The 23673-nt window shown below is 64.6% G+C and carries 22 protein-coding genes; 9 read left to right on the top strand and 13 right to left on the bottom strand.

Annotated elements, in window-relative coordinates:
- The first annotated feature begins 21 nt into the window (after window positions 1-21).
- The 7 genes from FJ471_RS05955 to FJ471_RS05925 all read left to right on the top strand — a co-directional run bounded on the left by FJ471_RS05955 (window position 22) and on the right by FJ471_RS05925 (window position 9151).
- Window positions 22-1350 carry a pyruvate dehydrogenase complex dihydrolipoamide acetyltransferase gene (locus FJ471_RS05955; protein ID WP_140802226.1) on the top strand — a complete coding sequence of 443 codons (1329 nt, stop codon included), beginning with the start codon at window positions 22-24 and terminating at the stop codon, window positions 1348-1350.
- A gap of 39 nt (window positions 1351-1389) precedes the next feature.
- Window positions 1390-2424 (top strand): ABC transporter permease, encoded by a 1035-nt coding sequence (locus tag FJ471_RS05950; protein WP_140802225.1) that lies wholly within the window; start codon window positions 1390-1392, stop codon window positions 2422-2424.
- Between the two features lie 59 nt (window positions 2425-2483).
- Window positions 2484-3512, top strand: a complete 1029-nt coding sequence (locus FJ471_RS05945) for a sugar ABC transporter substrate-binding protein (protein WP_140802224.1) — start codon at window positions 2484-2486, stop codon at window positions 3510-3512.
- Between the two features lie 66 nt (window positions 3513-3578).
- On the top strand, window positions 3579-5711 hold the full coding sequence (locus FJ471_RS05940) for an SMP-30/gluconolactonase/LRE family protein (protein WP_246684626.1): 2133 nt from the start codon (window positions 3579-3581) through the stop codon (window positions 5709-5711).
- A gap of 28 nt (window positions 5712-5739) precedes the next feature.
- On the top strand, window positions 5740-6852 hold the full coding sequence (locus FJ471_RS05935) for an SMP-30/gluconolactonase/LRE family protein (protein WP_140802223.1): 1113 nt from the start codon (window positions 5740-5742) through the stop codon (window positions 6850-6852).
- A gap of 2 nt (window positions 6853-6854) precedes the next feature.
- Entirely contained in the window at window positions 6855-8366 is a 1512-nt protein-coding gene (locus tag FJ471_RS05930) for a sugar ABC transporter ATP-binding protein (RefSeq protein ID WP_140802266.1), read from the top strand.
- Between the two features lie 8 nt (window positions 8367-8374).
- Complete coding sequence (locus tag FJ471_RS05925) at window positions 8375-9151, top strand: glucose 1-dehydrogenase (protein WP_224668634.1); 777 nt, start codon at window positions 8375-8377, stop codon at window positions 9149-9151.
- A gap of 75 nt (window positions 9152-9226) precedes the next feature.
- On the opposite strand, the gene FJ471_RS05920 is transcribed toward FJ471_RS05925, so the two are convergent.
- The 10 genes from FJ471_RS05920 to FJ471_RS05880 are packed head-to-tail and all read right to left on the bottom strand — an operon-like array spanning window position 9227 to window position 18899.
- Window positions 9227-11560 (bottom strand): penicillin acylase family protein, encoded by a 2334-nt coding sequence (locus FJ471_RS05920; RefSeq protein WP_140802222.1) that lies wholly within the window; start codon window positions 11558-11560, stop codon window positions 9227-9229.
- 19 nt (window positions 11561-11579) lie between these two features.
- Window positions 11580-12557, bottom strand: coding sequence for a branched-chain amino acid ABC transporter permease (locus tag FJ471_RS05915; RefSeq protein WP_181179181.1), 978 nt, complete (start codon window positions 12555-12557; stop codon window positions 11580-11582).
- A complete protein-coding gene (locus FJ471_RS05910; RefSeq protein ID WP_140802220.1) occupies window positions 12557-13420 on the bottom strand; it encodes a branched-chain amino acid ABC transporter permease in 864 nt (287 codons plus the stop codon). The genes FJ471_RS05915 and FJ471_RS05910 overlap by 1 nt, the downstream gene beginning before the upstream one ends.
- Window positions 13421-13462: 42 nt before the next feature.
- Window positions 13463-14143, bottom strand: coding sequence for an ABC transporter ATP-binding protein (locus FJ471_RS05905; RefSeq protein WP_246684625.1), 681 nt, complete (start codon window positions 14141-14143; stop codon window positions 13463-13465).
- Window positions 14140-14874, bottom strand: a complete 735-nt coding sequence (locus tag FJ471_RS05900; protein ID WP_140802219.1) for an ABC transporter ATP-binding protein — start codon at window positions 14872-14874, stop codon at window positions 14140-14142. Before FJ471_RS05900 ends, FJ471_RS05905 begins: the two co-directional genes overlap by 4 nt.
- 9 nt (window positions 14875-14883) lie before the next feature.
- The gene (locus tag FJ471_RS05895) at window positions 14884-16116 is read right to left on the bottom strand and encodes an ABC transporter substrate-binding protein (RefSeq protein ID WP_140802218.1); all 1233 of its coding nucleotides are present in this window, start codon (window positions 16114-16116) and stop codon (window positions 14884-14886) included.
- A gap of 48 nt (window positions 16117-16164) precedes the next feature.
- A complete protein-coding gene (locus FJ471_RS05890) occupies window positions 16165-17274 on the bottom strand; it encodes an ArgE/DapE family deacylase (RefSeq protein ID WP_246684624.1) in 1110 nt (369 codons plus the stop codon).
- 3 nt (window positions 17275-17277) lie between these two features.
- Complete coding sequence (locus tag FJ471_RS35200) at window positions 17278-17475, bottom strand: hypothetical protein (RefSeq protein WP_246684623.1); 198 nt, start codon at window positions 17473-17475, stop codon at window positions 17278-17280.
- Window positions 17472-18119 (bottom strand): isochorismatase family cysteine hydrolase, encoded by a 648-nt coding sequence (locus FJ471_RS05885; RefSeq protein WP_140802217.1) that lies wholly within the window; start codon window positions 18117-18119, stop codon window positions 17472-17474. Before FJ471_RS05885 ends, FJ471_RS35200 begins: the two co-directional genes overlap by 4 nt.
- Before the next feature lie 3 nt (window positions 18120-18122).
- A complete protein-coding gene (locus tag FJ471_RS05880) occupies window positions 18123-18899 on the bottom strand; it encodes an N-formylglutamate amidohydrolase (protein ID WP_246684622.1) in 777 nt (258 codons plus the stop codon).
- Between the two features lie 101 nt (window positions 18900-19000).
- Between FJ471_RS05880 and FJ471_RS05875 the strand changes: the two genes are divergently transcribed.
- Both FJ471_RS05875 and FJ471_RS05870 read left to right on the top strand, forming a co-directional pair.
- Window positions 19001-19849, top strand: a complete 849-nt coding sequence (locus FJ471_RS05875; RefSeq protein ID WP_140802216.1) for a MurR/RpiR family transcriptional regulator — start codon at window positions 19001-19003, stop codon at window positions 19847-19849.
- A complete protein-coding gene (locus FJ471_RS05870) occupies window positions 19846-21153 on the top strand; it encodes a glutamine synthetase family protein (RefSeq protein WP_140802215.1) in 1308 nt (435 codons plus the stop codon). The genes FJ471_RS05875 and FJ471_RS05870 overlap by 4 nt, the downstream gene beginning before the upstream one ends.
- Before the next feature lie 96 nt (window positions 21154-21249).
- On the opposite strand, the gene FJ471_RS05865 is transcribed toward FJ471_RS05870, so the two are convergent.
- Genes FJ471_RS05865 through FJ471_RS05855 form a run of 3 tightly spaced genes read right to left on the bottom strand, consistent with a single transcriptional unit; the run spans window position 21250 to window position 23623 of the window.
- On the bottom strand, window positions 21250-22158 hold the full coding sequence (locus tag FJ471_RS05865) for a MurR/RpiR family transcriptional regulator (protein WP_140802214.1): 909 nt from the start codon (window positions 22156-22158) through the stop codon (window positions 21250-21252).
- Window positions 22155-22889: a glucose 1-dehydrogenase gene (locus FJ471_RS05860; protein WP_140802213.1), complete on the bottom strand. Its 735-nt coding sequence runs from the start codon at window positions 22887-22889 to the stop codon at window positions 22155-22157. The genes FJ471_RS05865 and FJ471_RS05860 overlap by 4 nt, the downstream gene beginning before the upstream one ends.
- On the bottom strand, window positions 22886-23623 hold the full coding sequence (locus FJ471_RS05855) for an SDR family oxidoreductase (protein ID WP_140802212.1): 738 nt from the start codon (window positions 23621-23623) through the stop codon (window positions 22886-22888). The genes FJ471_RS05860 and FJ471_RS05855 overlap by 4 nt, the downstream gene beginning before the upstream one ends.
- Window positions 23624-23673 lie beyond the last annotated feature (50 nt).

The following is a 23673-nucleotide window of genomic DNA, read 5'->3' as shown; positions in this document are numbered from 1 at the left end:
CACCTGGGACCTCGAAGAGCTATGCCCGTAGACATCCTCATGCCAGCGCTTTCGCCGACCATGGAGAAGGGGAACCTTATCCAATGGCTGAAGGCGGTTGGCGATCCGGTACGCGCCGGAGACGTCCTGGCCGAGATCGAGACCGACAAGGCGACCATGGAAGTGGAGGCTGCAGTCGACGGCGTGCTGATCAGTATCGCCGTGCCGGCCGGGTCGATCGACGTTCCCGTCAACCAGACGATTGGTGCTCTCGCGGCGGACGGCGAGACGGTTGAGGCAGTATCCGCGACCGCGCAGGCGGCTCCAGCTGAGCCGTCAATGCCGATAGTCCTGCCCGAAGCCGTGCCGGCTCCTGCCGCAAGCATGTCCAACGGCCAGGACGAAGGCCGTGTTTTCGCGTCGCCGATCGCCCGCAGGTTGATGGCGCAAGCGGGTATCGAGGCGGCGCACGTCACGGCCACCGGCCCTCACGGCAGGATCGTCGAGCGCGATGTCAAGCAGGCCATCGAAGCCCGTGCTGCGAAAGCCAAGGCCGAAATACCGGGCAAGCCCGCGGTGGCCGACATTCCGGCCGCGCCTTCCGCTGCTATCCCGGCCCAGTCGCTGGCCGAAGCCGATGCCCGCCTGAAGAACCTGTTCGAGCCCGGCAGCTTCGAGGAAGTCGCGCACGATTCGATGCGGCTGACCATCGCGCGCCGGCTGTCGGAGGCCAAGCGCACCGTCCCGCATTTCTACCTGACGGCCGATTGCGAGATCGACGCGCTTGCGGCCCTGCGTCGCCAATTCAACGAAGCGGCGCCGACGCACCGCGACGGCGCGCGTGCCTACAGGCTTTCGGTCAACGACTTCGTGATCAGGGCGCTGGCGCTGGCTCTCCATCGGGTGCCCGATGCCAATGTCTCGTTCACCGAAGGCGCATTGCTGCGCCACCGCCATGCCGACATCGGCGTCGCGGTCGCCATTCCCGGTGGATTGATGACACCGATCGTTCGCAAGGCCGAGACAAAGACGCTTGCGGTCATATCGAATGAGATAAAGGAACTCGCCGCGCGCGCCAGGACGCGCTCGCTTCGGCCGGATGAATATCAGGGCGGCACCGCCAGCGTTTCCAATCTCGGGATGTACGGCGTTCGTGACTTCGCGGCCATCATCAATCCGCCGCAGGCATCGATCCTTGCTGTCGGGGCGGGCGAGGAGCGGGTGGTCGCCCGGGACGGCAAGCCCGAAGTGCGAACCCTGATGACGGTCACGCTCTCCGTCGATCACCGGGCGATCGACGGCGCGACGGGCGCCGAGCTGCTGTCGGCGTTCAAGGCGCTGATCGAGCAGCCGATGACGATGCTGGTTTAGGGATCGACAGGTATTGGACGCTTGACGGGGACAGGGCCGATGGCAGACGCAGTTGCGATAAAGGACAGGGGAGCCGCTGCTGTGAAGAAGAGCGAGGGCAAGTTCAGCCTCAGCAATCTGAGCCAGGAAACGCTGGTCTTCGCCACCACGATCGTGATCTTCGCGGCGTGCGCGCTTTTCGTCAACGGCTTCGCGACCCTGCCGAACATCTCGACATTGGCCCGCAGCGTCTCGGTGCTGGGCATCCTCGGCGTCGGCATGACGGTGGTCGTGATCGGACGTGGCCTCGATCTGTCGCAGGTTGCGGTGCTCGCCATCTGCGCCGCCTGGTCGCTGAAGCTGATCGGACTGGGCTATGGGCTTGCCGCCGGCATCGCCATGGGTCTGGGACTGGCCGTCGCGATTGGCGCGTTCAATGGCTTTGCCATATCCATCATTGGCATCCCCGCTCTGTTCACCACCCTGGCCTCGGGAACTCTGGTCTATGGCGTCGGGCGATGGCTGATGCTCGACGGCATCATCACCTATGCGCCCGAGAACCAGCCGTTCCTGCTCGCGCTCGGACAAGGAGAATTGCTGGGCATCCCGGTGCCGCTGGTAATCTTCGCGGTGGTCGCGATGATCGGTCATCTCATCCTGTCGCGCACCTCTGCCGGCCGCTTCGTCTATGCGTTCGGCGACAATGCCGAGGCGGCAAGGCTCACCGGCGTCTCGGTGCGCGTGCTGACCATCGGCCAATATGCCTTTTCGGCCGCGGTCGCCTTTCTGGCCGGGCTGGTCACCGCAGGCTCGGTCGCTTCGATCAATACCAACGTGTTCAGCTCCAGCCTGATCTTCGACGTGCTGCTGATCGTCGTGCTGGGCGGCGTGAGCCTCAGCGGCGGCCGCGGCTCCATTGCCAGCGTGCTCGCCGGAACGGCGCTCATCGGCACGCTTTTGAATGCCATGATCCTGCTGGACGTCCAGGGCGACGTCCAGAACATCGTCAAGAGCGTGGTGCTTCTTGGCGCCATCACACTCGATCGCAAGCTGCATCCTCGCGACGAGGAAACGGCCAGGCAGGGAGATCTGTAGAGGCGACGCCTTCCTCGACACGATCCAACAATCAAGGCGCATCATCTCGGGAGGAAAAGATGACGTTGATGAGTAAATGCAGCCGGCTATCGAAGCCGATTGCGCTGATGTTCACCGCCATGCTCGGCATCGCTGCCGTGCCTGCGAATGCCGCCGACGGCGGTGCCCAGCTGAAGGAGCAATACACCAAGGCTATCGAAGGCAAGACCATCGCCTTCCTGCCGATGACCCTGGGCGCGCCGCTGATGGACACCTGGGAATATGTCATCCGCACCGAGGCCGAGCGCAGCAACATGAAGTACTCGGTCAAGGATCCGGCCTGGAACAGCACGGCGCTTGCCCAGGCCTTCGAGGGCGCCATCGCCGACAAGCCGGACGTGATCATCGTCCAGAACCCGAATGTCCAGCTCCTCGTCAAGCAGATCAAGCAGGCGCAGGAAGCAGGCATCTACGTCATCCAGCTTTCGATGATGTCGAACACGCTGAGCGACGGCTACGTCGGTGGCGACTGGATCGAGCAGGCCGAGGTCACCGGCAAGGACATCGTCAAGCAATGCGGCACCGGCAGCGGCAAGTCCGGCAAGGTGGTGATCCTGCAGGGAGAGCTGACATCGGCGCAGAACGTCTACATGACCAACGCGCTGATGAAGGAATTCGCCAAGGATACGGCGATCCAGGTGGTGTCCAGCCAGGCGACCAACTGGGACGCCACCAAGGCCTATGACATCACCACCGCGGTGCTGCAGCAGCACCCCGATGTATGCGCGATCTTCGGCCCGTACGACATCATGACGATCGGCGGCGCGCAGGCGGTCAAGAAGGCCGGACTCAGCGGCAAGGTGATCGTCTACTCGAATGGCGGCGGCTACAAGGAAGGCTGTGACGCCGTGCGCGCCGGACTGATCGATCGCTACATGGATTGGGACGCCTGGAACCAGGGCCGCGAGGTCATGGTCATGGCGAAGAACCTGCTGATGGCCGGCGAACCTCCGGGCTCGCACAGCGTCGCGTCGTTCTCGTCCTATTTCTGGGTGACGAAGGACAATGTCGACCAGGCGCGTTGCACCGATATTCCCAAGAAGAGCTGACCGCTCGCGATAACGACACGGGCGGCCCCGACGGGCCGCCCGAAAGATCCAAGGGAGGAGGATCGGGTGGCCGACACCAGCTTCAGGGAGACGTTGATCCGTCTCCGCTACAAATGGTCGTTCCAGCAGTTCATCGCCGAGCTTTTGCAGAAGCGTTGGATGGAGCCGGTGGTGCCTTTCACCGCCGCCGCGCTCGTGGTGCTGGCGTTCGCATTCCTCATCCCCGGTTATCTGACGGTGGGCAACATCGTCTCCACCGGCCGCCAATTCGGTGAATTCGGCTTCGTCGCGATCGCGATCGCGGTGGTCATCATCTCCGGCGGCATCGACCTTTCGGTCGGCTCGATCTTCGCCATGGCCAACTTCATCGCGCTGATGCTGTTCAACATGTACGAAGTGTCCGCGCCGGTCTCCATACTGGTGACGCTGATGGCCGGCGCGCTGATGGGCGCCGTCAACGGCATCCTGATCGGCTATGTGGGCCTTGGCGCCTTCCTGACGACGCTCGTCACCATGCTGATCTTCCGCGCCATCCTCAACCTGCTGATCCTGCGCTATTCCGTCGAGATGGCGATCTCGATGGGCGACAGCAGCGTCTGGGACTGGCTGGGCGGCGGCAGCGTGCTCGGCGTCCCCGCCAACATCCTGATCCTGGCACTCGTCGCCATCGTCGGCCATATCTTCCTCAGCCGTGGGCGGCCCGGATGGTACATTGCCGCCATCGGCGCCAATCGCAAGGCGGCCCGTCACGCCGGCATACCGGTCGAGCGGCATCTGTTCCTGACCTATGTGATCTCCGGCGTGCTGACCGCCCTTGGCGGCGTCTTCTACGCGGCGCGCCTCAACAGCCCGAGCTCGGATACCGGCGTCGGCATGGAAGTGCTGGCGCTGACGGCGGTGGTGCTGGGCGGCGTCAATCTCTCAGGCGGCAGAGGGTCCATCGGTCAGTCGCTGATCGGCGCCACCATCGTCCTCGTTCTGATCAACGGCCTGGTGCGCTTCGGCCTGGTCGGCGGCGCCACGTCCGCCTTCCTCGGTTTCATGATGCTGCTTGCCGTCGGCATCGACGTCAAATGGGCGCGCAACCGCAACAAGGCGATCGAGAAGATCTATGTCGTGCCGACCTATTTCAAGCTCGGCAAGCGCCACGACATCGCGCCGCAGAGCTCTTCGCCCTATGCGCTCAACAACCGGCTGCGCGACGCCGAGGCGATCGGCCTTGGCAAGCTCGACGGACCGGAAGACGTTATCTTCGACAGGGACGGCAACCTCTACTGCGGCACGCGCGAAGGGTTCATCTGGCGGTTCAGCGGCAAGGACCTGCAGACCCAGGAGGTTTTCGCCCGCACCGGCGGCCGACCGCTCGGCATGGCCTTCGACCGCGACGGCAACCTGATCATCTGCGTGGCCGGCATGGGCGTCTACGGCGTGCGTCCGGACCGTTCCGTCTACAAGCTGACCGATGAGACGACGCGTACATTCGGCAAGGTCATCGATGACTCGCGGCTGGTGCTGGCCGACGACCTCGATATCGCGCCGGACGGCAAGATCTATTTCAGCGAGGCGACACTGCGCTACACCGCCCACACCTGGGCCACCGACGCGCTGGAAGGGCGGGGCAACGGCCGCATCATCGTCTTCGATCCGGCAACCAGGAAAACCAGGACGCTGCTGCAGAACCAGATCTTCCCGAACGGTGTCTGCGTCGCCCATGACGGTCAATCGGTGCTGTTTGCGCTCACATGGGCATGCCGCATCGAGCGCTACTGGATCGCCGGCCCCAAGGCGGGCAAGCTGGAGACGCTGATTGCCGACCTGCCCGGCATGCCCGACAACATCAACCGGGCATCCGATGGCTGCTACTGGCTGGCGCTCGTCGGGCTGCGCACCCCGGCCTACGACCTTGCCATGGAGGATCCGGGTTTCCGGACCCGCATGATCAAGCGCATTCCCAACGACGAATGGCTCTATCCCAACATCAACAATGGCTGCGTGGTGAAATTCGACGAGCACGGCACCATCCTCGAGACGTTGGGCGACATCGGTGGCAAATCCCATCCATCCGTCACCTCGATGCGCGAGGAGCGCGGTTACCTCTATATCGGCGGCCTCTCCAACGACCGTATCGGCCGCGTCAAGCTGAGCGGGGTCGACGAGAGCTGGAACGGTCCGGCCTCCTACTGGGGCAAGCGGTCATGAGCGCAACCGAGGCACACGGAGAACCCCGATGAGCAGCGTCGTCGTCGACATCCTGAAAGAGCTTGTGTTCCGCAATCGGGACCGTCGCGCCAATCCGGTGCTTGATGGACCGATGCGGCCGAACTCGGCGCTGGAGGAATGCCCGGTGCTCAGCACCGCCATCGCCGAACCGGACGACATCGCCGTGGCGATGGATGGCAGCGTTTATGTGACCGCGGGCCGCGGCGTCCATCGCTTCAACGGCGCTGATTTCTCCAATCCGACGGTGGTCGCCGAGTTCGACGGACCGGCCACCGGCATCGCCGCCCATCCGGCGGGCGGCGTGGCGGTATGCGTGGCCGGGCAGGGCATTGCCCTGATCGGCGGGCCGGACGAAGGCCGCATGCTTGGCATCGAGGGCCAGGGCGGGTTGAAATGCCCGACGGCGCTTGTCGTCGGCCCGGAGGGCGACATCTACGTCTGTGACGGTTCGCGCGACAACACGCCTGACCGCTGGGCCTATGACCTGATGCAGAAGCGGCGTTCCGGCCGCGTTTTGCGTATCGGCGCCGGCGGGCAGGTCGACGTGATCGCCGACGGGCTAGGCTATCCGAACGGAATCTGCGTGGCGCTCGACGGCTCCTCGCTGATCGTGTCCGAAGCCTGGACGCACGACCTGCTCAGACTGCCAATGGGGCCTGCCGGAGCGAGGCCGCGTCCCGTGCCGGTGCAGCAGAACCTTCCCGGCTATCCCGCACGGATCGTTCCCTGCGGGACCGGCTACTGCCTCGCCATGTTCGCGCTACGCACGCAACTGGTCGATTTCGTGCTGACCGAGGACTCCTACCGGCGCAAGATGATCGAGCGGATCGAGCCGGCATTCTGGATCGCGCCCGCGCTGCGGTCGGAGGGGCACTACTTGGAACCGGTCCAGGGCGGCGGGTTGAAGAAACATGGCAGCCTGAAGGCGTGGGCGCCGCCACGCTCCTACGGATTGGTCGTCTTCCTCGACGATGAGCTCGAGCCGGAATCAAGCCTGCACAGCCGCGTCGGCGGGACGTGCCACGGCATCACCGGCGTGGCGACGGACGGGCACCAGGTGTTCGTCGCTTCCAAGGGTAACGGCAAGATCATGCAGGTGACCGCGAGGTTGACGCAATGACCATGGAGAACCGCGAAGAACCGATGCTGCGCGTCGTCAAGGGAACCAAGGTCTATGGCGGGGCGCAGGCCATCAGCGGCGTCGACTTCGACATAGGCCGCGGCGAGATCCATGGTCTGGTCGGCGAGAACGGCGCCGGCAAGTCGACGCTGTGCAAGGCGCTGGCCGGAGCGATATCGCTGTCGTCCGGCGACATCCTGTTCGACGGCCAGAAACAGTCCTTCGCCACGCCGGCGGATGCGCTGCGCGCCGGCATCGTCATGGTCTACCAGGAGACCAGCCTGATCCCGACCATGACGGTGGCGCAAAACATCATCCTCGGCCGGGAGAAGTACATGACCAGGCTGCGCGGCATGTACATCGCCGCCCAGCAGCTCCTGCAGTCGATGAATTTCCATGTCGATCCGACCGCCATGGTGTCGACGCTGGGCGCCGCGCAGAAGCAGATGGTCGAGATCGCCCGCGCCGTCCATCACCGGGCGCGGCTGATCATCTTCGACGAGCCGACCGCGACGCTCACGCCCGAGGAGAAGCTGCATTTCTTCGACCTGATCCGCCGGCTCAAGGCGGAAGGGGTCGCCATCATCTTCATCTCGCACGCGCTCGAAGAGGCGCTGGAACTGACTGATCGGGTCACCGTGCTGCGCGACGGCGAGCGCGTCCATTCCGGTCCGACGACGGAGCTCAGCCGCGAAATCCTGGTCAAGCACATGGTCGGGCGCGACCTGTCGCAGACCTACTACGCCGACGCCCGCAAGCCGCAGGCGCACGGCACCCGCAGGAAGAAGGTGCTGTCGGTCCAGAACGTCATCATGGGCAAGATGGTCCGCAACATGTCGTTCTCCGTGTATGCCGGCGAGATCACCGGCATCTCCGGCCTGATCGGCTCGGGGCGCACCGAGATCGCCAAGGTCGTCAGCGGCGTCCTGAAGCGCAATTTCATCTATGGCGGCATGATCTACCTGAACGGCAAGCCGATCCGCTATCGCATACCGCGCCAGGCTGTCGCCGACGGCATCGTCTACATCACCGAGGACCGCAAGCTGAACGGCTTCTTCGAGACCATGCGCATCGATGAGAACATCTATCTCGGGCGCATCTCCACGCCGGAAGGCCGCACGATGCTTTTGTCGCGCAAGGAGCAGTCCCGGGTCGGCAACGAATGGGTGCAGCGCATGAAGGTCCGCGCCATCAACAGCCGTGCCAAGATCATCGAGCTGTCGGGCGGCAACCAGCAGAAGGTGGTCGTGGCGAAGTCGCTGGTGCAGAACCCCAAGGTCGTGTTCTTCGACGAGCCGACACGCGGCGTCGACGTCGGCGCGATCCAGGAGATCCACGACTTCATCCGCTCGCTGGCGGCGCAAGGCATCGCGGTGGTGGTCATATCCTCCTACCTGCCCGAGATACTCAGCCTTTCCGACCGCATCCTGGTGGCCCGTCAGGGCCGCATCGTCGAGGAGTTCTCCTCGGCCGAGGCGACGGAGGAAAAGATCATGTACGCGGCGATCCATTGAGGTCAGGAATGATGACGGTCCAGGAACTCTTTTCGCTTACGGGCAAGGTGGCGCTGATCACCGGTGGCGGACGCGGCATCGGCAAGGAGGCGGGGCTGCTTCTGTCGAATGCCGGCGCCGGTGTTGCCGTGCTCGACCGGGATGGCGATGCGGCGGTCGATGCGGCTGCCGCGATCACCGCGCAAGGAGGCAATGCGCTTGCGCTGACGGCGGACATCTCAAGCCCGGAGCAGGTCTCGCAGGCCTTCGGCGCCGCCGTAGCGCATTTCGGACGGTTGGATATCCTGGTCAACAATGCCGCGCTGGTGCGCCGGACGCCGGCCCTGGAAACCAGCATGGAAGTCTGGCGCGAGGTCATGGAGGTCAATCTCAACGCCGCTTTCAACTGCTCCTGCAGGGCGGCGGAGGAAATGACCAAGGCTGGCGGCGGCGCCATCGTCAACATCGCCTCGATCATGGGTGTCTCAGGCGGCGGCATCTACCCGATCGCCTCCTACCATGCCAGCAAGGGCGGGCTGATCAACCTGACCCGCGGCCTTGCGGTCGAGTGGGCGCCGCGTGGCATCCGGGTGAACGCCGTCGCCCCCACCTGGGTCCGGACGGAGTTTACCAAGGCACTGCTCGACGACCCGCAGATGTCGAAGACGTTGCTGGACCTGATGCCGATGCGCGCTTTCGCCGATACGGCCGATGTGGCGGCCGCGGTCCTGTACCTGGCGTCACCGGCCGCCAAGATCGTCACTGGCCATGTCCTGGCGGTCGACGGCGGCTATCTTGCCCGTTGAGTTCACGGCTGCTCGCATTCAAGTGCAGATCGTTGGCGCGGGCAATGCGAGTAACTTTCAATGGCGCCGCCGAGACTATGCGGCTCCTTGTGGCACCAGTGTCCAGGTCAGCATTGCCGCGGCTTCGACGGCCTTGTCGGTATAGACCAGCGGCACGTAGTCGCCGGCGGCCCAGAGCGGCGCCATATCGCCGTAATGGTCCGACCGTGGATCGCCTGACTGGCCCGGCGTGTTGATGCAGACGCTGTTGTCCCAGTCGCCGACATCGACGACGATCCGGAAGGAGGCGCCGATGGTGAGCCGGAAGTCGGTGGGCCGGTAGGAGCCGTTCATCGGGGTGCTGTCGCTGCCGCCGAAGGGGAAGGGGCCTACATCCCATCGACCCCTGGCATCGGCGACCGCTCCCGCCGGATGCTCGAAAAGCGCCTCGTGCAGGCGGCCCCATGCCCATTGCCTCGTGTCGGGGCCGAGCATCTGCCGGCATGCGTCGTAGGCTTTCGCCAGACTGCCCAGCGCCAGCGCGGCGAACTCCTCCGGGGCATCGGCCGCCATGGCTTCAAGCCGATCGAGGATGCCGGCGGTGTCGCCGGGCGCGAGCAGCGGCCTCAGCTCCGGTTTGGCGACGGCATGAGCGATGACGGCCGCTTTCAACCGGTTCGCCCACCAGAGCTCGTAGAGCGCGGCGCCAGGGCTGTCGGCGGTCAGCCGGAAATCCCAGCTGAAGAGTATCCCCATGGCCGCCGTCTCCGCTTCGTTGCGTCCGGACAGCGCCGACACCAGGCCGACAACCCGCTTCGCCGGCACCGAGAACACATCGGTCTGGAGGCTGCGGGAAGCGTCCACGCTGTGGCGTTCGTCGGCTGCCAGCACGCCGTCGATGCGTTGGGCGCGCGATGGCTCCAGCCATTCATAGCCGATCGGCCGGTCCGTCGGCCAATCGGCCGGCAGGTTGAACTCGTTGGCGGTGGCGAAATAGCCCTTCGCCGGATTGTGGCTGAAGGGCAGCGCATGACCGGGCAGGAAGCCCTGCCATTCATGCCGCCCGTCGCCGGATGCGGGCAGAAGCCCGTCCCAGTTGGGGCGTATGGGACTGAACCCGCCGACGGCCCAACCGATGTCGCCCTTGGCGTCGGCATAGACCTGGTTGACGGCCGGCACGCCCCAACCACCGATATGGCCGCGGAACGCTTCGAAGCTGGTCGCGCGCATGGCGGCGATGCTCTTGAAGTAGGGCGCGGTGCCGGGGTCGGTCCAGACGGTGCGGATCGCCACCGCCAGACGCCGGTCAGGATATTCGGCGATTACCGGTCCGTGGCGGGTGAAACGCAGGGCGAGCGCGGCCTCGCCGCAACCCTTGACCGTGGCGGTCTCGCCGATGTCGCGAAACGCCTCCCAGCCGTCTCCGTAACGGTAGAGGCCGGGATCCTCCGGATGCGTCTCGTAGACATAGACGTCTTCCTGGTCATGGCCGAGGAAGAGCGTGAGTCCGAAGGCCGAGTGGCCGTTGTGGCCGATCGAAATGCCCGGCAGCGCCGGCTCGCCGGCCCCGATGCCGTTGAATTCGGGCGAGGCGATGTGGACGATGTAGCGCAGCGACGGCACCGCATGGGTGCGGTGCGGGTCGTTGGCCAGTATGGGCCGGCCGCTGGCGGTTCTCGCGCCCGACACCACCCAGTTGTTGGAGCCCTGCAGGCTGGTGTCCCGCACGACGTCGCCGAGCGGCGTCATCTTGCGCCAGGCGCGGGCATCGCCGATGCCTGCCGCCAGTCTTTCGCTGCCGAAGGTGACGGGCGCGATAGCGAGCTTGAACGTATCGAGGCAGTCGAGCGGCAGCGGGGCGGGGCGATCGCGGCCGGCAAGCGGGTCGTGCGGCGGCTCCAGCTTCTGCCGGAGCGCGTCGAGTTCGGCGTCGAGCTCCGCAAGGATGTTGGAGCGGATCACCTCCGAAACGGCGTTGCGCATCAGCGAATGGCTGCGGATCCGCACGACGTCTTCCGGCTGCCATTTCGCCGGGCGGGTGCCAAGGGCGGCGAATTCCGGCGGCAGCCTCTGTGGCTGGTGTCCGCAAAGCTCGACATAGGCGTTGATGCCGGCGACGAAATGGCGGCAGATCGCCTCCGCATCGGGGGCATAGGCGTCCCATTCCGCCCGCATCTCGCCGCGATAGAGGAAAAGCCGGGCGGCGCGGTCCTGTTCGAGGTAACCCGGGCCGAAATCCGCCGCCAGCAGGCCGAGGCCGCGCTTGCGCCACAGATCGATCTGCCAGAGCCGGTCGCGCGCCGCGTTGAAGCCCTGGACGAAGAACATGTCGAGGAAATTTTCGGCGCGGATATGGGCGATTCCCCAGCGGTCGACGACGATGCTGGCTGCCGAGCTCAGGCCCTCGACGGCGAATTCTTCCTGGTTCATGACCATCGATGCTCCCGGATCAGGCTGGGCTCCTCGTCGGCGTTGCAGGCTTTCGCCCTGTCGGCATCAGCCTTTCGAGGATCTGGATCAGGCCGCCCGGTGCGAGCCTCAGCACCAGGATCATGGCGACCGCGATCACGATGTAGCGCGCATCCTCGAAGCCGCCAATCCCCGCCATGGCTTCGCTGGCGAAAGTGAGCGCCAGCGCGGCGATCACCGGGCCGAGCACGCTGTTGATGCCGCCGATCAGCACCATCGAAAGCACCAGCGACATCGTGCTGAAGCCGAAGACCTCAGGCGAGGCCACGCGCAGATAGACGGTGTAGAAGCCGCCGGCGATGCCGGTGAAGATGGCGCTCAGCACCAGCACCGAAATTCTCGTGCGCGCCACCGAGATGCCGCGCGCGGTCGCATAGTCCTCGGCATCGCGCACCGCCTTGAGCGACTTGCCGAAAGGCGAACCGGCGACAAGGATCAGGAACGCCGTGGATAGGCCGAGCAGGATCAGCGCCAGGTAGTAGTAGCCGAGCTTGTAGTCGCGGATGAAACTGTAGTCGCCGATGGTGAGGAACGGCAGGCGCACCAGGCCCTTGGCGCCGCCCGTCAGGTCGGCCTGGCTGAGCACCAGCTGCATCACCAGCTGGTTGACCGCGAAGGTGACGAGCACGACATAGATGCCTTTGAGCCGGGCAACCGGCGCCGCCATGATCACGGCCGAGATCGCCGCCGTGATCGCGCAGGCGGGAATTGCCAGCCAGGGATTGACGCCGGTGGTCTTGGTCAGGATGGCCGCCGTGTAGACGCCGATGCCGAAGAAGGTCATGTGGCCGAAATTGAAGATGCCGCAATGACCGAGGCTGAGGTTCCAGTTCGACGCGATGATCGCGTAGATGAAGGCGATGATGAAGAGGTGCCTGACATAGCCGTCCGTGAAGACCTGCGGCACGAAAGCCAGGACCACGAAGAGCGCAAGCAGCAGGAGGTTGTTTCTGGTCATCATCTCTTTCCGAATATTCCGTTCGGCCTGAGCAAGAGGACGAGGATCATCAGCAGGAAGAGCGCGAAGGGCGTCCAGTAGAGGCCGACCCAGAGCACCAGGAAGGCCTCGATGAAGCCGATCAGATAGGCCGCGCCGGCCGTCGAGCCGAGGCTGCCGAGACCGCCGAAGATGACGACGATCATCGCCTTGGTCAGCGGCTCGCTGCCCATGGCGGGCGTGATGAAGCGGATCGAGCCGAGAAGCGCCCCGGTGAGGCCGGCGAGCGCCGCCGAGATGGCGAAGGCGAGCGCGAAGGCCTTCGGCACGTCGACGCCGATCAGCGCCGCCGAATCCTGGTTCTGGCCGACGGCACGCAGGCTGCGTCCGATCTTGCTCGAGACCGTGAAGCGCCACAGCGCGATGAGGATCACGGGCGCAGCCACCAGCAGCAAGGCTTCATGCGCGGAGATCGCGTTGCCGAACAGCCTGATCTCGCCATCGACGAGAGGCGGAAGCTGCTTCAGGCGCGGTCCCCAGATCATCTGCGCGCCGCGCTCGAGGATGATGGTGACGGCGAGTGTTGTCATGGCCGTGACGAGCAGCATGTTGCGGCTGGCATAAAACGGTCGGATGACGAGCCGCTCGATGACGATGCCGATCAGGCCGGCGCCGAGCGTGCCGGCGACGACGCCCGCAACGGGACCGGCCCCGACCGCTTCGCTCACCGTCCAGGCGATGAAGGCGCCGACCATCATCAGCGCTCCATGGGCGAAGTTGAAGACGCCGAGCGTCGTCCAGACCAGGCTGAGCCCGCTCGCCATCAGGGCATAGAGCGAGCCGAGCACCAGGCCGGAGACCAGCGTGGCGAGGAGCGTATCCATCAGTGGGTCCCTCCTTCGCCGAAATAGAGCCGCATGACCTCTTCATGGTCGGGCGCGCTCGCGCGGTCGATCTCGCGCACGACGACGCCATGCTCCACCAGATATAGCCGGTCGGTGAGAGAGGAGGAATTCGATGTCCTGCTCGACCACGATGAGCGGCACGCCGCTTTTGGAAATCTCGCCGATTGCCGCGCCGAGCTCCTCCTTGAGGCGAGGAGAGAGGCCGAGTGTCGGCTCGTCCAGCATCAAAAGGCGCGGCGCGCACATCAGCGCGCAGCCGATCGACAGCATTTGCCGCTCGCCGCCCGACAACGTCTTGGCGAGCTGCGTCTTGCGTTCGGCGAGGCGCGGGAAGAGGGCGTAGACCTCGTCGAGGCGCTTCTGGGCGCCGTTGCTTGCCCGCTTGCTGAAGGCGGCCAGTTCGAGCGTCTCCGCGATGCGCATGTTGCCGAACAGCGTGTTGCCCTGCGGCGCGTGGATCAGGCCGGCCTCGACGATGGCCGGCGGCTTGCGGCCGGTGATGTCGATGCCGTCGAAGGTGATCGAGCCTGCCGTGGGCCGCACCAGGCTGGAAATGGTCTTGAGCAAGGTCGTCTTGCCATGGCCGTTGGGGCCGAAGAGACCGATCGATTCCTCCGCTCCGATGTGCAGCGAAAGGCCGTGCAGCACGCGCATATCGCCATAACCGGCCTGCACGTCCTTGACGTCAAGGAGGGGTGTCATTGCTTGCGCCCTCCGAGATAGGCGGTGATCACCTCCTCGTTGCGGACGACCTCGGCCGGATTGCCCTCGGCCAGGACCGAGCCCTGGTTGAGGACGATGAGCCGCTGGGAGATCGAAAGCAGCAGGCTGAGGACATGTTCGATCAAGAGCACGGTCACGCCGGAGGCGTTGACCGCCACGAGCAGCCTGTCCAGGCTCTCGATCTCGGGCTTGGTGAGGCCGGACGCGGGTTCGTCGAGCATCAGCACGGCCGGGCGCGACATCAACCCCGAGGCGATCATCAGTTGCTTCTTTTCATAGACCGACAGGTTGCGCGAGGGGATGCCGCGCCGCGCGTCGGTAAACCCCACGAGACCGAGCACCTCGTCGGAACGCGTCAGCGCCGCGGCGCGGCCGAGCCGGCCGTTATAGGTGCCGCAGACGAGCAATGTCTCGTCGGCCGTCAGATCCGGAAATTCCGCATCCTTCTGGAATGTGCGGGCAAGCCCGGCGCGGGCGATGCGATGGGCGGGCCAGCGGTCTATCCGCTGGCCCTGGAAGCGTATCTCGCCGGAGGTCGGGCCGAAGGGAACGCCGGTGATGAGATTGAAGAGCGTGCTCTTGCCCGAGCCGTTCGGGCCGGCAATGCCCAGGATCTCACCGCGCGTGACGCCGAAGCTCACGCCGTTGACGGCCTTCAACCCGGCGAAGTGCTTGCTGGCGTCGACGACCTCAAGGATCGTGTCGTTCATCGGACCGTGTCACTTCATCCATGCCGGCTGGACGAAGTCGCCGGTCGCATATTTGCCTGGATAGAAGAGGACGCGCTTGCCGTCCTGGATCTGGTAGAACTGCAGCGGAACGCCTTCGGTGTTCTGCACCGACAGGTGCGTCGCCGGGTCGAAGGTGATGCGCCCGATCGAGGTCTGCTTGTCGGTCTTGCCGATCTGTTCGCCGATTTCCTTGCGCTTGGCCGGGTCGCCGACCTTGGTCAGCGCGTCGGCGTAGATCATGACCTCTTCGTAGGTCAGGGCGCCGGCGCCGCCGGATTCGATGTTGTACTTGGCCTTGTACTTGTCGAGCACTTCCTGCGCGCGCGGGTTCTTCGGCGACAAGAGCAGGCCGCCCAGCATGTTGTAGACCACGCCGGACGATTTCTCCTTGGTCAACTTCAGGAATTCGGGAACGGACGGCGCGTACTGGATGAAGACGAGGCTGTCGGTCGGGTTCTCCATGAACTGGGTCATGAAGGTCGCGGCATTGGCCGACAGATAGTCGGTGTTGATCAGCAGCGCCGGCGGATCCTTGCGCACCTTGCCGAGGAAGGCGCGCCAGTCGCTGACTTCGCCGAAGGGCACGAGATCGTTCTGGGTGATTTCCCAGCCATCGGCGCCGAAGGCCTTGGCCATGCCTTCCGCGATGCCCTTGGAGTAGGGGTTGTCGGAGGAGATGATCGCGACCTTCTTGTTCGGTAGTTTGATCTTGCCCGTCTCCGACAGTTCCTTGATCACCGGGACGATCTCGGTGTTGTAGCCGTCATAGGACGGGGTCAGCGACCACACGGTGGGGAAGTTCTCGGGGTTTGGCGCGATGATATCGTGGGTCTGCTGCGAGTTGGCGGCGATCATGTAGACCATGTCCTGCTCGGCTAGCATCTCGATTTCGAAATTGGTGCTCGATGCATAGTTGGTGAATACGCCGCCCATGTCGTGGTCGCCGAGCAGCCGCTCGACCGCCGTCGCGACCTTGTCGGGATTGCCGTCGCCGACATCGGCCACGACGACTTCGAAAGTGTGGCCGGCTATACCGCCTGCGGCATTCAGCTCGTCGACGGCAAGCTTGGCGCCGTTGACCATTTCCTGTCCGTCGGCGGCGGCCGGGCCGGTGAGCGGCGCGAGCACGCCGAGCTTGATGGTGTCGGCATAGGCCAATGCGGACGTGGAAAAGAGCGCCACGGCCGATACTGCTCCCATAAGAACGCGTCTGGTGATCATGTCGTTACCCCTTGATATTTTGCTTTTTTGGATTGTCGGTCGGTCTGTTCAGGCGGTGCCGCACGTGTCGATGATGGCCGCGGCGATGACCTTCGTGGTCTCGATCAGGCTGTCGATATCCACGCATTCATTGTCGCCGTGGAAGCCATCGCCGGCCGGTCCGTAGATCACCGGCACCACGCCGGCGCCGGCGTAATGCGCGGCGTCGGTGACGGCTTCGAAACCCTTGATCACGGGCGCCTTGGCCTGCGCCTCCGTGGCGCGCCTGTTGAGCGATTGCACGATCGGGGCGTCGACCGGCGTGTTCATCGGCGGAAAGTTGAGGCCGAAGAGGTCCCATTCGATCGCTGGCGGATGATCCCGCATCCAGGCGTCGGAGGCGGCGAAATGGTGGACGAAGTTTTCGAACTCCGCCTTCACGTCCTCGAACTTCTCCTGCGGCATGAATTTGTAATCGAGATCGATGGTGACGATGTCGGGGATGATGGCCGCGTTGGTCATGATCGCTGGCGTGCCGTCGGGGCCTATGCCCGCGCCGCCGCGGATGACGCCCGGATTGATCGTGGCGAGGCCGGCAGGCACCAGCGGATGCCAGTTGTCGCGGCAGCGCGAGGTCTCGAAATCGCGCAGCGCCATCAGGAAGCGTGTGGCCAGTTCGATCGCATTGACGCCGGGCGTGAGACGGCCCTCGACATGCGGCTGCGGCCAGATCGAGTTGAACCGCCAGCCGGTATGCGCCTGCTTGCCGAAAATTGTCACGCGCACCCAGGTGAGGCCACCTTCGGCCGGCACGATGTTGCCCCAGGTGGGCTCGGCGATGATAGCGCTTTTCGCCAGGCGCGAGCGCTTGACGAGGTCCATCGCCCCGAAGCCGCCGGCCTCCTCGTCGACCACGGTGTGGATGGCGAGCCGGCCGTCGAGCTTGACCCCTGCCTTGCGGACCGCGCGGGCCGCCGCCACGCAGGCGGCGACGCCGGCCTTCATGTCGACAGCGCCGCGGCCCCAGATGCGGCCGTCCTTGATGTCGCCGCCGAACGGATCGCAATCCCACTTCGACTGATCGCCCACCGGCACGACGTCGACATGGCCGCAAAGAATGAGGCTTTTCTCGTCGTTGCCCGCCCATTCGCCCGTCAGGTTCGGCCGGTTCGGAAACACGTCCTAACGGTCGATCCCGAAGCCGAGCGCTTCCAGTTCGCCCGCGAGACGGGTCTGTACGTCGGCCTCGCGGTTGATCGCGGGATCGGCCTGAAATTTCGGATTGACGGATGGTATCCGCACGATATCCCGGGTCAGCCCGACGACATAGTCGCGGTCCTCTTCGACCGCCTTCCAGACGGCGGAAATCGTGTCGCTCATTTCGCGAGCCCCTTCAATTCATCGAGAAGCTGATCGGTGGTCACCTGGCGGCAATAGCCCTTGATGGTGCGGAGCGAATTGTCGTGGCGCTCCTGCGAATAGGTCGCGCAGGCATCGGTCACCTGGGTGACGAGATATCCAAGGTCGCAGGCGTCGCGGACCGCGCTTTCCACGCACTGATCGGTCAGAAGCCCGGAGATCACCAACTGGCGCACGCCGAGATTGCGCAGGATGTAGTCGATATGCGTGGAGACGAAGACCGAGGAGGAGGTCTTGGGAAGGCAGATCTCGTCATCCGCGGGTGCCAGTTCGTCGATGACCTTGCCGTCCCAGGATCCCTTCGGCACATGGAAGCCGGTGATCTTGTAATCCAGACTGCGATCGCGGCCGTCCTTGGTCAGGCTTTCGATCGTGGTGTGCATGACCTCGATCCCGACGGCTCGGAAGCCACCCAGAAGACGCTTCATGTTCGGTATGGTTTGGCCTTGGATGCGCTTGAAGAACCAGCCGTACTTTTCCTCGAACTCGGCTTTGCTGAGGTCCTTGAACTCGCCGCCGTCGCGATGCGCCGAGAAATTCTGCACATCGATGAACAGGATGCAGGATTGTTCCGGCACCAGCGGAACGTTGCGTGTCAGTTCCATTCTTTAGTCGCCTCTCTTCGTGAAACCGTCGATCGCGCCCGCGAGAAGGTCAGCGAAACGCGCCACCCCTTCAGGGTGAGAAATGTTGTCGTTTCGCACCTCGATCAGGCTGTGGGCGATGCCGTTGCGCTCGCCATGCACCGGTACGAACCAATCGGATCGATCGCTGATCGTGTAAGGCTCCTGCATGCCGATCGAAAGATCCGGCGCGGCGGCAAGGAGATATTGTCTGAGCGCAGGCGAAGTCCGCGCGTCCTTCCTGTAGAGGAAGCCGATGTCCCACGGCCTCGACACGCCCCGCAGCACCGGATTGAAGCTGTGGATCGCGAAGATGGCCTTCGGCCTGCGGTCCCGGATCGCCTGCGCCAGCGCGCGGTCGAACGGCTCGAAAATCTCGGTGGCCCGCTGCGCCCGTTCCCGGGCGTCCAGGTTCCTGTTGGCCGGGATTTCCGTCCCGTCGCTGACCGGCGGTATGGAGTCGTCGGCCTCCGTCGGCCTGTTGCAATCGATGACCAGCCGGCTGTATCGCTGCGCGACGAGGCGCGCATCGAGGCGCTTGGAGAGCATCAAGGCAAGATCGCGCGCGCCGATGTCGTAGGCGATATGCCTGTCCATCTCGCTCGCCGCGATGCCGAGGTCTCCCAGTGAGGATGGGATCTCTCGGCCGGCATGTTCGCAGACGAGGAGCACATCGCCGCTGCCGTCGGGATTGACGATCTCCACGGGGGAGGGATCGGAAGCGCCGAGAAGCGTCGATTGTGGTTGATTGGAAATATTCATAATGCCTTCTCTGTCTGGGCAAGGATGATGAAAAATTTTCATCAATGTCAAACTTAAAATGACAATTGACTAAATTTTTTCTGCGTGGGAGGAAGATGGGAATGGAACTCAGGGCACAGATCGAAGAGCTTGAGAGCGCATTGACGCCGGCCGAGCGGAAGCTGGCCTCGACGTTGCTGGCGGACTATCCGTTTGCCGGGCTGCAGACGATCCAGACGCTCGCCGACAAGACCGGTGTATCGGCCCCCTCGATCACGCGCTTCGTCGCCAAGCTGGGCTGCCAGGGCTACCAGGATTTCCAGCACAAGCTCATCGGCGAGCTCAAGGAGTGGCATCGCTCGCCGGTGGAGCTGCACGGCAAAAGCTCCCACGGCGCGAACTTCCTCGAAGCCTATGTCGAACGCGCGAGCCAGCTGGTGCGCGCGGTTCCCGCCGCGCTGACGCAGGTGCAGTTCGAGCGCATCTGCAGCATGGTGGCGGACGAAAGGCGAGCAATCTATCTGATCGGCGGCCGCATCAGCGACCCCATGGCGCAGCATTTTTCGCGCCATCTGCGCCAGATCCGGCGCGACGTCTTTCACATCCCGCCCGATCCGGAAGTCTGGCCGGAATACATCTTGCGGATGAAGGCGCGCGACGTCTTCGTGGTGTTCGATTTTCGCCGCTACCAGCCGCGCCTCGAGCAGCTCGTGCGCACGGCCAGGCAGGCGAGCGGCATCGAAGTCCTGCTCTTCACCGACAAATGGCTGTCGCCGGCCTCGAGCGAAGCGACCGAGGTCATCGCGCTCTCGATCGACAACGGAACGGCATGGGACACCTACATCGGCGCCATGGTCACGGTCGATGCGATGATCACCCACATTTCCGAACGGGATTGGAATTCCACTAGCAGCCGCATCCGCGCCTGGGACGCCTTGCGGCTGGACAAGGAAAGGAAGTCGACAAAATGATAAGGGAACCCCTGCTCTTCGTCGCGACATGCGACGTTTCGGGGCGTGTTCGGGGCAAGGCATTTCCTCTCGATCTCATTGAGAAGCGGGCAGGGCGCGGCGTGGGCTGGACGCCCACCAACGTACAGATCACCTGCTTCGATGCGATTGCTGAAAGCCCGTATGGTTCGCTTGGCGATCTCTTGCTGGTGCCCGACCGGGACAGCCGCGTGACGGTGGATTTCGAGGATGGCAGCCCCGCCGAGGACTTCATGCTCGGCGACATCCTGACCCTCGACGGCGCTCCCTGGGAGTGCTGCACGCGCTCCATCCTGAAATCGGCGCTGAAGAAGCTGGACGACGTCGCGGGTGTCCGGTTGATCGGTGCCTTCGAACACGAGTTCCATCTCAAGGCCAGCGACGGCGGCGGTGCCTATTCGATGGAGGGCTACCGCAACCGGGCGGCATTCGCCGCAACGCTGATGGCCGCGATCAAGACGGCCGGCCTCAAGCCGGACACGGTGATGAAAGAATACGGCGTCGGTCAATACGAGGTGACGATCAGCCCGGAGCGCGGCGTGCGCGTGGCCGATGCCGGCCTTGTCCTGCGCGAGATGGTCCGCGCCACGGCGCGACGCTTCGACGACGAGGCAAGCTTCACCCCGATCCGCCATCCCGACGGTGTCGGCAATGGCGTCCATATCCATCTCAGCTTCGAGGATTCCAGCGGCCGCCCCGCGACCTATGACGAAAGCGGTCCGCACGGCATGTCCGCGATCACGCAAGGGTTCGTCGCGGGCGTGCTGAAATATCTCGACAGCATCGTCGCCTTCACGGCGCCGTCGTCGGTTTCCTTTCTCAGGCTGACGCCGCATCGCTGGAGCGCGGCCTTCAACAATCTCGGTGTCCGCGACCGGGAAGCGTCGGTGCGGATATGCCCGACCACCGCGCGCGATCCGGAGGGCGTGGCCAGGCAATACAACATCGAATTCCGCGCGGCCGACGCCGCCGCATCGCCGCATCTGGCGCTCGCGGCTATCGTTCATGCCGGAGTGCAGGGCATTGTGGAAAAGCTCGAGGCGCCGCAGGCGACGCAGGAAGATCTTTCGCTGCTCGATCCCGCGGCGCTCGCGGCCCGCGGCTTCACCCGGTTGCCGCAATCGCTTGGCGAGGCAATCGAGCGGATGATGGCCAACGAGACCGTGCGCGGCTGGTTCCCCGCCGGCTTCTGCGAGGTCTACCGCGACCACAAGCGCGGCGAGTTGAAGTTCCTCGGCGACCGCAGCGTGCTCGATCAATGCAAAGCCTATGAGGCGGTTTACTAGAGCAATTCCAGGAAAAGTGTGCGCGGTTTTCCGTCCGGAATTGCGTCAAAACAAGAGATAGGGCGTTTCGCCGTTTTCGTAAAACGGTGAAACGCCCTAAACCCCTTTCGGCTTGCGACCGCGGCGGCTTGGCGTGGCGGTCGCGAGCGGTTTCTGGTCGACGGTGATATTGTAGGGCGCGCGCGTCGCTTCGATGCGCTCCATCCGCTTGGCGAAGGAATCGCCGTGCTTGCGGGCGACGGCCGCGATCAGCGCTTCCATCAGCGCGAGCGACGGCGTCATCGTATCGAAAGGCGACACGGTTTCGACCGGCGCCGAAAAGACGATCGTCGCCCTTTGCGCGATGGGGGACCGCCAGCGATCGGTGAAGAGGACAATCTGCGCCCCGCGCCCCGCGGCGGCTTCCGCAAACTGCACGACGTCGATCTCGTAGCGCCTGATGTCAAAGACGACCAGAAGGTCGCGCTTGCCGAAATCCACGAGCCGGTCCGCAAGTTGCGATCGGTCGTGGGTCAACAATTGCACGCCGGGCCGGATCTGCTGCAAATGCCATTGCAGCATCGCCGCGAGGAAGCCGCTGACGCGGCCGCCAAGGCAACTCAGGCGCAGCTTGGGGTCGCTGATCAGGTCGACCGCATCGGCGAACTGGGCCGGGAGGATTTCCCGCTCCATCACGCCAAGGTCGCGGGCCACGGCCTGCAGGTAGCCTTGCCAGACCTCGCGGCTGCCGAGCGACCGGCTCGACGAAGACAGCATCGTCATCGGTGAATTGAGGTGGGACGCCACCTCGTCGAGCAGTGCCTGCTGCATGTCGGCGAAGCGCTCGTAGCCAAGTTTGTTGGCGAGCCGCGCCACCGTCGGATCGCTGACGCCGGCGCAGCGCGCCAGATGCGATGCCGAGACCAGCGCGGCGGAGGGATAGTTGTTGAGGAGCTCGCGGACGACCTTCTTCTCCGAATTGGTGAAGACGAAATCCTCGCTCGTCAGGCGCTCGCGGATCCTCATGCGGAGAGGCCCCCGTCGACGACGATCTCTGAGCCCGTCAGATAGGCGGAGCGGTCGCTCGCGAGATAAAGTGCTGCCTCGGCGACTTCTTCGGATCGTCCCGCGCGGCCGGCGGGGATGGCGCCGATGATGCCGGCATTCCGCTCCGGCGGGTTGCACGCCATCATCGCCGTGTCGATCAGCCCCGGCATGATGGCGTTCACGCGGATGCCGAGTGGGGCGAGCTCGCGCGCGGCCGCCCGGCTCATGCCGCGGATCGCCCATTTGGTCGACATGTAGGCGAAGGCCCCGGTCGAGCCGCTGAGCGCCGCCACCGAGCAGATGTTGACGATCGTCCCGCGTCCCGCCGATCGCATGGCGGGCAGGACCGCCTGCATGCCGATCAGCACGCCGCGCTGGTTCACCCGGTAATGCGCATCCATGTCCGCTGCCGACGTGTCGACGAAGGATGCAGGCTCGAAATAAGCGGCGTTGTTGACCAGGATATCGATCCGCCCGAAGCGGCCTACCGCTTCCGCGACGACTATGCGCCAGTCGCTTTCGCTCGATGCGTCATGCGACAGGCGCGACAGGGCGCCGCCGGCTTCGGGAAGTGGCTCCGGCTTCAGGTCGGTGGCCACGACGCGGCATCCTGCCGCCAGAAAAGCCTGGGTTATCGCGCCGCCCATCCCGCCGGCGGCGCCGGTGACGACGGCGACGCGGCCTTCAAGCTCGCCCCGTCCGCCGCTCATGCGTAAACCCCGCGCGTGCCGAGCCAGCCGCCGTCGACGGCCAGCACCTGGCCGCTGACATAGGACGCATCGTCCGAGCAGAGAAAGGCGACGACCGAAGCGATTTCCGGCGGCTGGCCGCTGCGGCGGGCCGGGATGGTGTCGATCATGTTGCGCTTGTACCAGGGGTCGTTGTGGACGAATTCGCGATTGCTCGGCGTTTCGATGAGCCCCGGCGCGATCGCATTGACGCGGATGCCGTGCTGGGTGACGTCCGCCGCAACGTTGCGGGTGAACTGCGCGATCGCGCCCTTGGTCGTGCCGTAGATCACCGAGCGCGGGAAGCCAACCTCGCCGAAGATCGACGCGATGTTGACGATCGAGCCGCCCGGCCGGCTGATCACGCGTAGCGCCTCGCGCGTGAGGCGGATCGTGGCGCGCAGATTGATGGCCATGGTGTCGTCGATATAGTCGTCGTCGCTCTCCTCGAGCGTGATGAGACGGCCAAGGCCGGCATTGTTGACGAGGAAGTCGATGCCGCCGAGCGTGTCCATCGCTGTCCGCATGATCGCTTCCGGCGCTTCCTTCGAAGCGATGTCGATCAGCAGCCTAGGCGTGGCCATGGCGTCGACCAGATCGGCGTTGCGATCGACTGAGAGCACGTCGGCGCCCTCGGCGCGAAGCCTCTGCGCCGTGGCCAGACCTAACCCGCTCGCCGCGCCGGTGACGACGGCGCGCTTGCCTTTGAATCGCATTTCGGAACTCCTCGAAAAGCAGTCTTGAATTTTTTACATATTCCCATAGC

This window comes from Mesorhizobium sp. B2-7-1, assembly GCF_006440735.1.
Lineage (GTDB): Bacteria > Pseudomonadota > Alphaproteobacteria > Rhizobiales > Rhizobiaceae > Mesorhizobium.
Note: the sequence above shows the minus strand (reverse complement) of the source record. Positions and strands in the feature narration are given on the sequence as shown.

Coding starts and splice junctions, on each gene's coding strand:
- FJ471_RS05895 (WP_140802218.1), bottom strand. CDS start 16,116: ATGATCACCAGACGCGTTCTTATGGGAGCAGTATCGGCCGTGGCGCTC.
- FJ471_RS05920 (WP_140802222.1), bottom strand. CDS start 11,560: ATGAACCAGGAAGAATTCGCCGTCGAGGGCCTGAGCTCGGCAGCCAGC.
- FJ471_RS05860 (WP_140802213.1), bottom strand. CDS start 22,889: ATGAGCGGCGGACGGGGCGAGCTTGAAGGCCGCGTCGCCGTCGTCACC.
- FJ471_RS05905 (WP_246684625.1), bottom strand. CDS start 14,143: ATGACACCCCTCCTTGACGTCAAGGACGTGCAGGCCGGTTATGGCGAT.
- FJ471_RS05945 (WP_140802224.1), top strand. CDS start 2,484: ATGACGTTGATGAGTAAATGCAGCCGGCTATCGAAGCCGATTGCGCTG.
- FJ471_RS05950 (WP_140802225.1), top strand. CDS start 1,390: ATGGCAGACGCAGTTGCGATAAAGGACAGGGGAGCCGCTGCTGTGAAG.
- FJ471_RS05915 (WP_181179181.1), bottom strand. CDS start 12,557: ATGACCAGAAACAACCTCCTGCTGCTTGCGCTCTTCGTGGTCCTGGCT.
- FJ471_RS05865 (WP_140802214.1), bottom strand. CDS start 22,158: ATGAGGATCCGCGAGCGCCTGACGAGCGAGGATTTCGTCTTCACCAAT.
- FJ471_RS05875 (WP_140802216.1), top strand. CDS start 19,001: ATGGAACTCAGGGCACAGATCGAAGAGCTTGAGAGCGCATTGACGCCG.
- FJ471_RS05855 (WP_140802212.1), bottom strand. CDS start 23,623: ATGCGATTCAAAGGCAAGCGCGCCGTCGTCACCGGCGCGGCGAGCGGG.
- FJ471_RS05885 (WP_140802217.1), bottom strand. CDS start 18,119: ATGGAACTGACACGCAACGTTCCGCTGGTGCCGGAACAATCCTGCATC.
- FJ471_RS05870 (WP_140802215.1), top strand. CDS start 19,846: ATGATAAGGGAACCCCTGCTCTTCGTCGCGACATGCGACGTTTCGGGG.
- FJ471_RS05930 (WP_140802266.1), top strand. CDS start 6,855: ATGGAGAACCGCGAAGAACCGATGCTGCGCGTCGTCAAGGGAACCAAG.
- FJ471_RS05955 (WP_140802226.1), top strand. CDS start 22: ATGCCCGTAGACATCCTCATGCCAGCGCTTTCGCCGACCATGGAGAAG.
- FJ471_RS35200 (WP_246684623.1), bottom strand. CDS start 17,475: ATGAGCGACACGATTTCCGCCGTCTGGAAGGCGGTCGAAGAGGACCGC.
- FJ471_RS05900 (WP_140802219.1), bottom strand. CDS start 14,874: ATGAACGACACGATCCTTGAGGTCGTCGACGCCAGCAAGCACTTCGCC.
- FJ471_RS05925 (WP_224668634.1), top strand. CDS start 8,375: ATGATGACGGTCCAGGAACTCTTTTCGCTTACGGGCAAGGTGGCGCTG.
- FJ471_RS05910 (WP_140802220.1), bottom strand. CDS start 13,420: ATGGATACGCTCCTCGCCACGCTGGTCTCCGGCCTGGTGCTCGGCTCG.
- FJ471_RS05935 (WP_140802223.1), top strand. CDS start 5,740: ATGAGCAGCGTCGTCGTCGACATCCTGAAAGAGCTTGTGTTCCGCAAT.
- FJ471_RS05880 (WP_246684622.1), bottom strand. CDS start 18,899: ATGAATATTTCCAATCAACCACAATCGACGCTTCTCGGCGCTTCCGAT.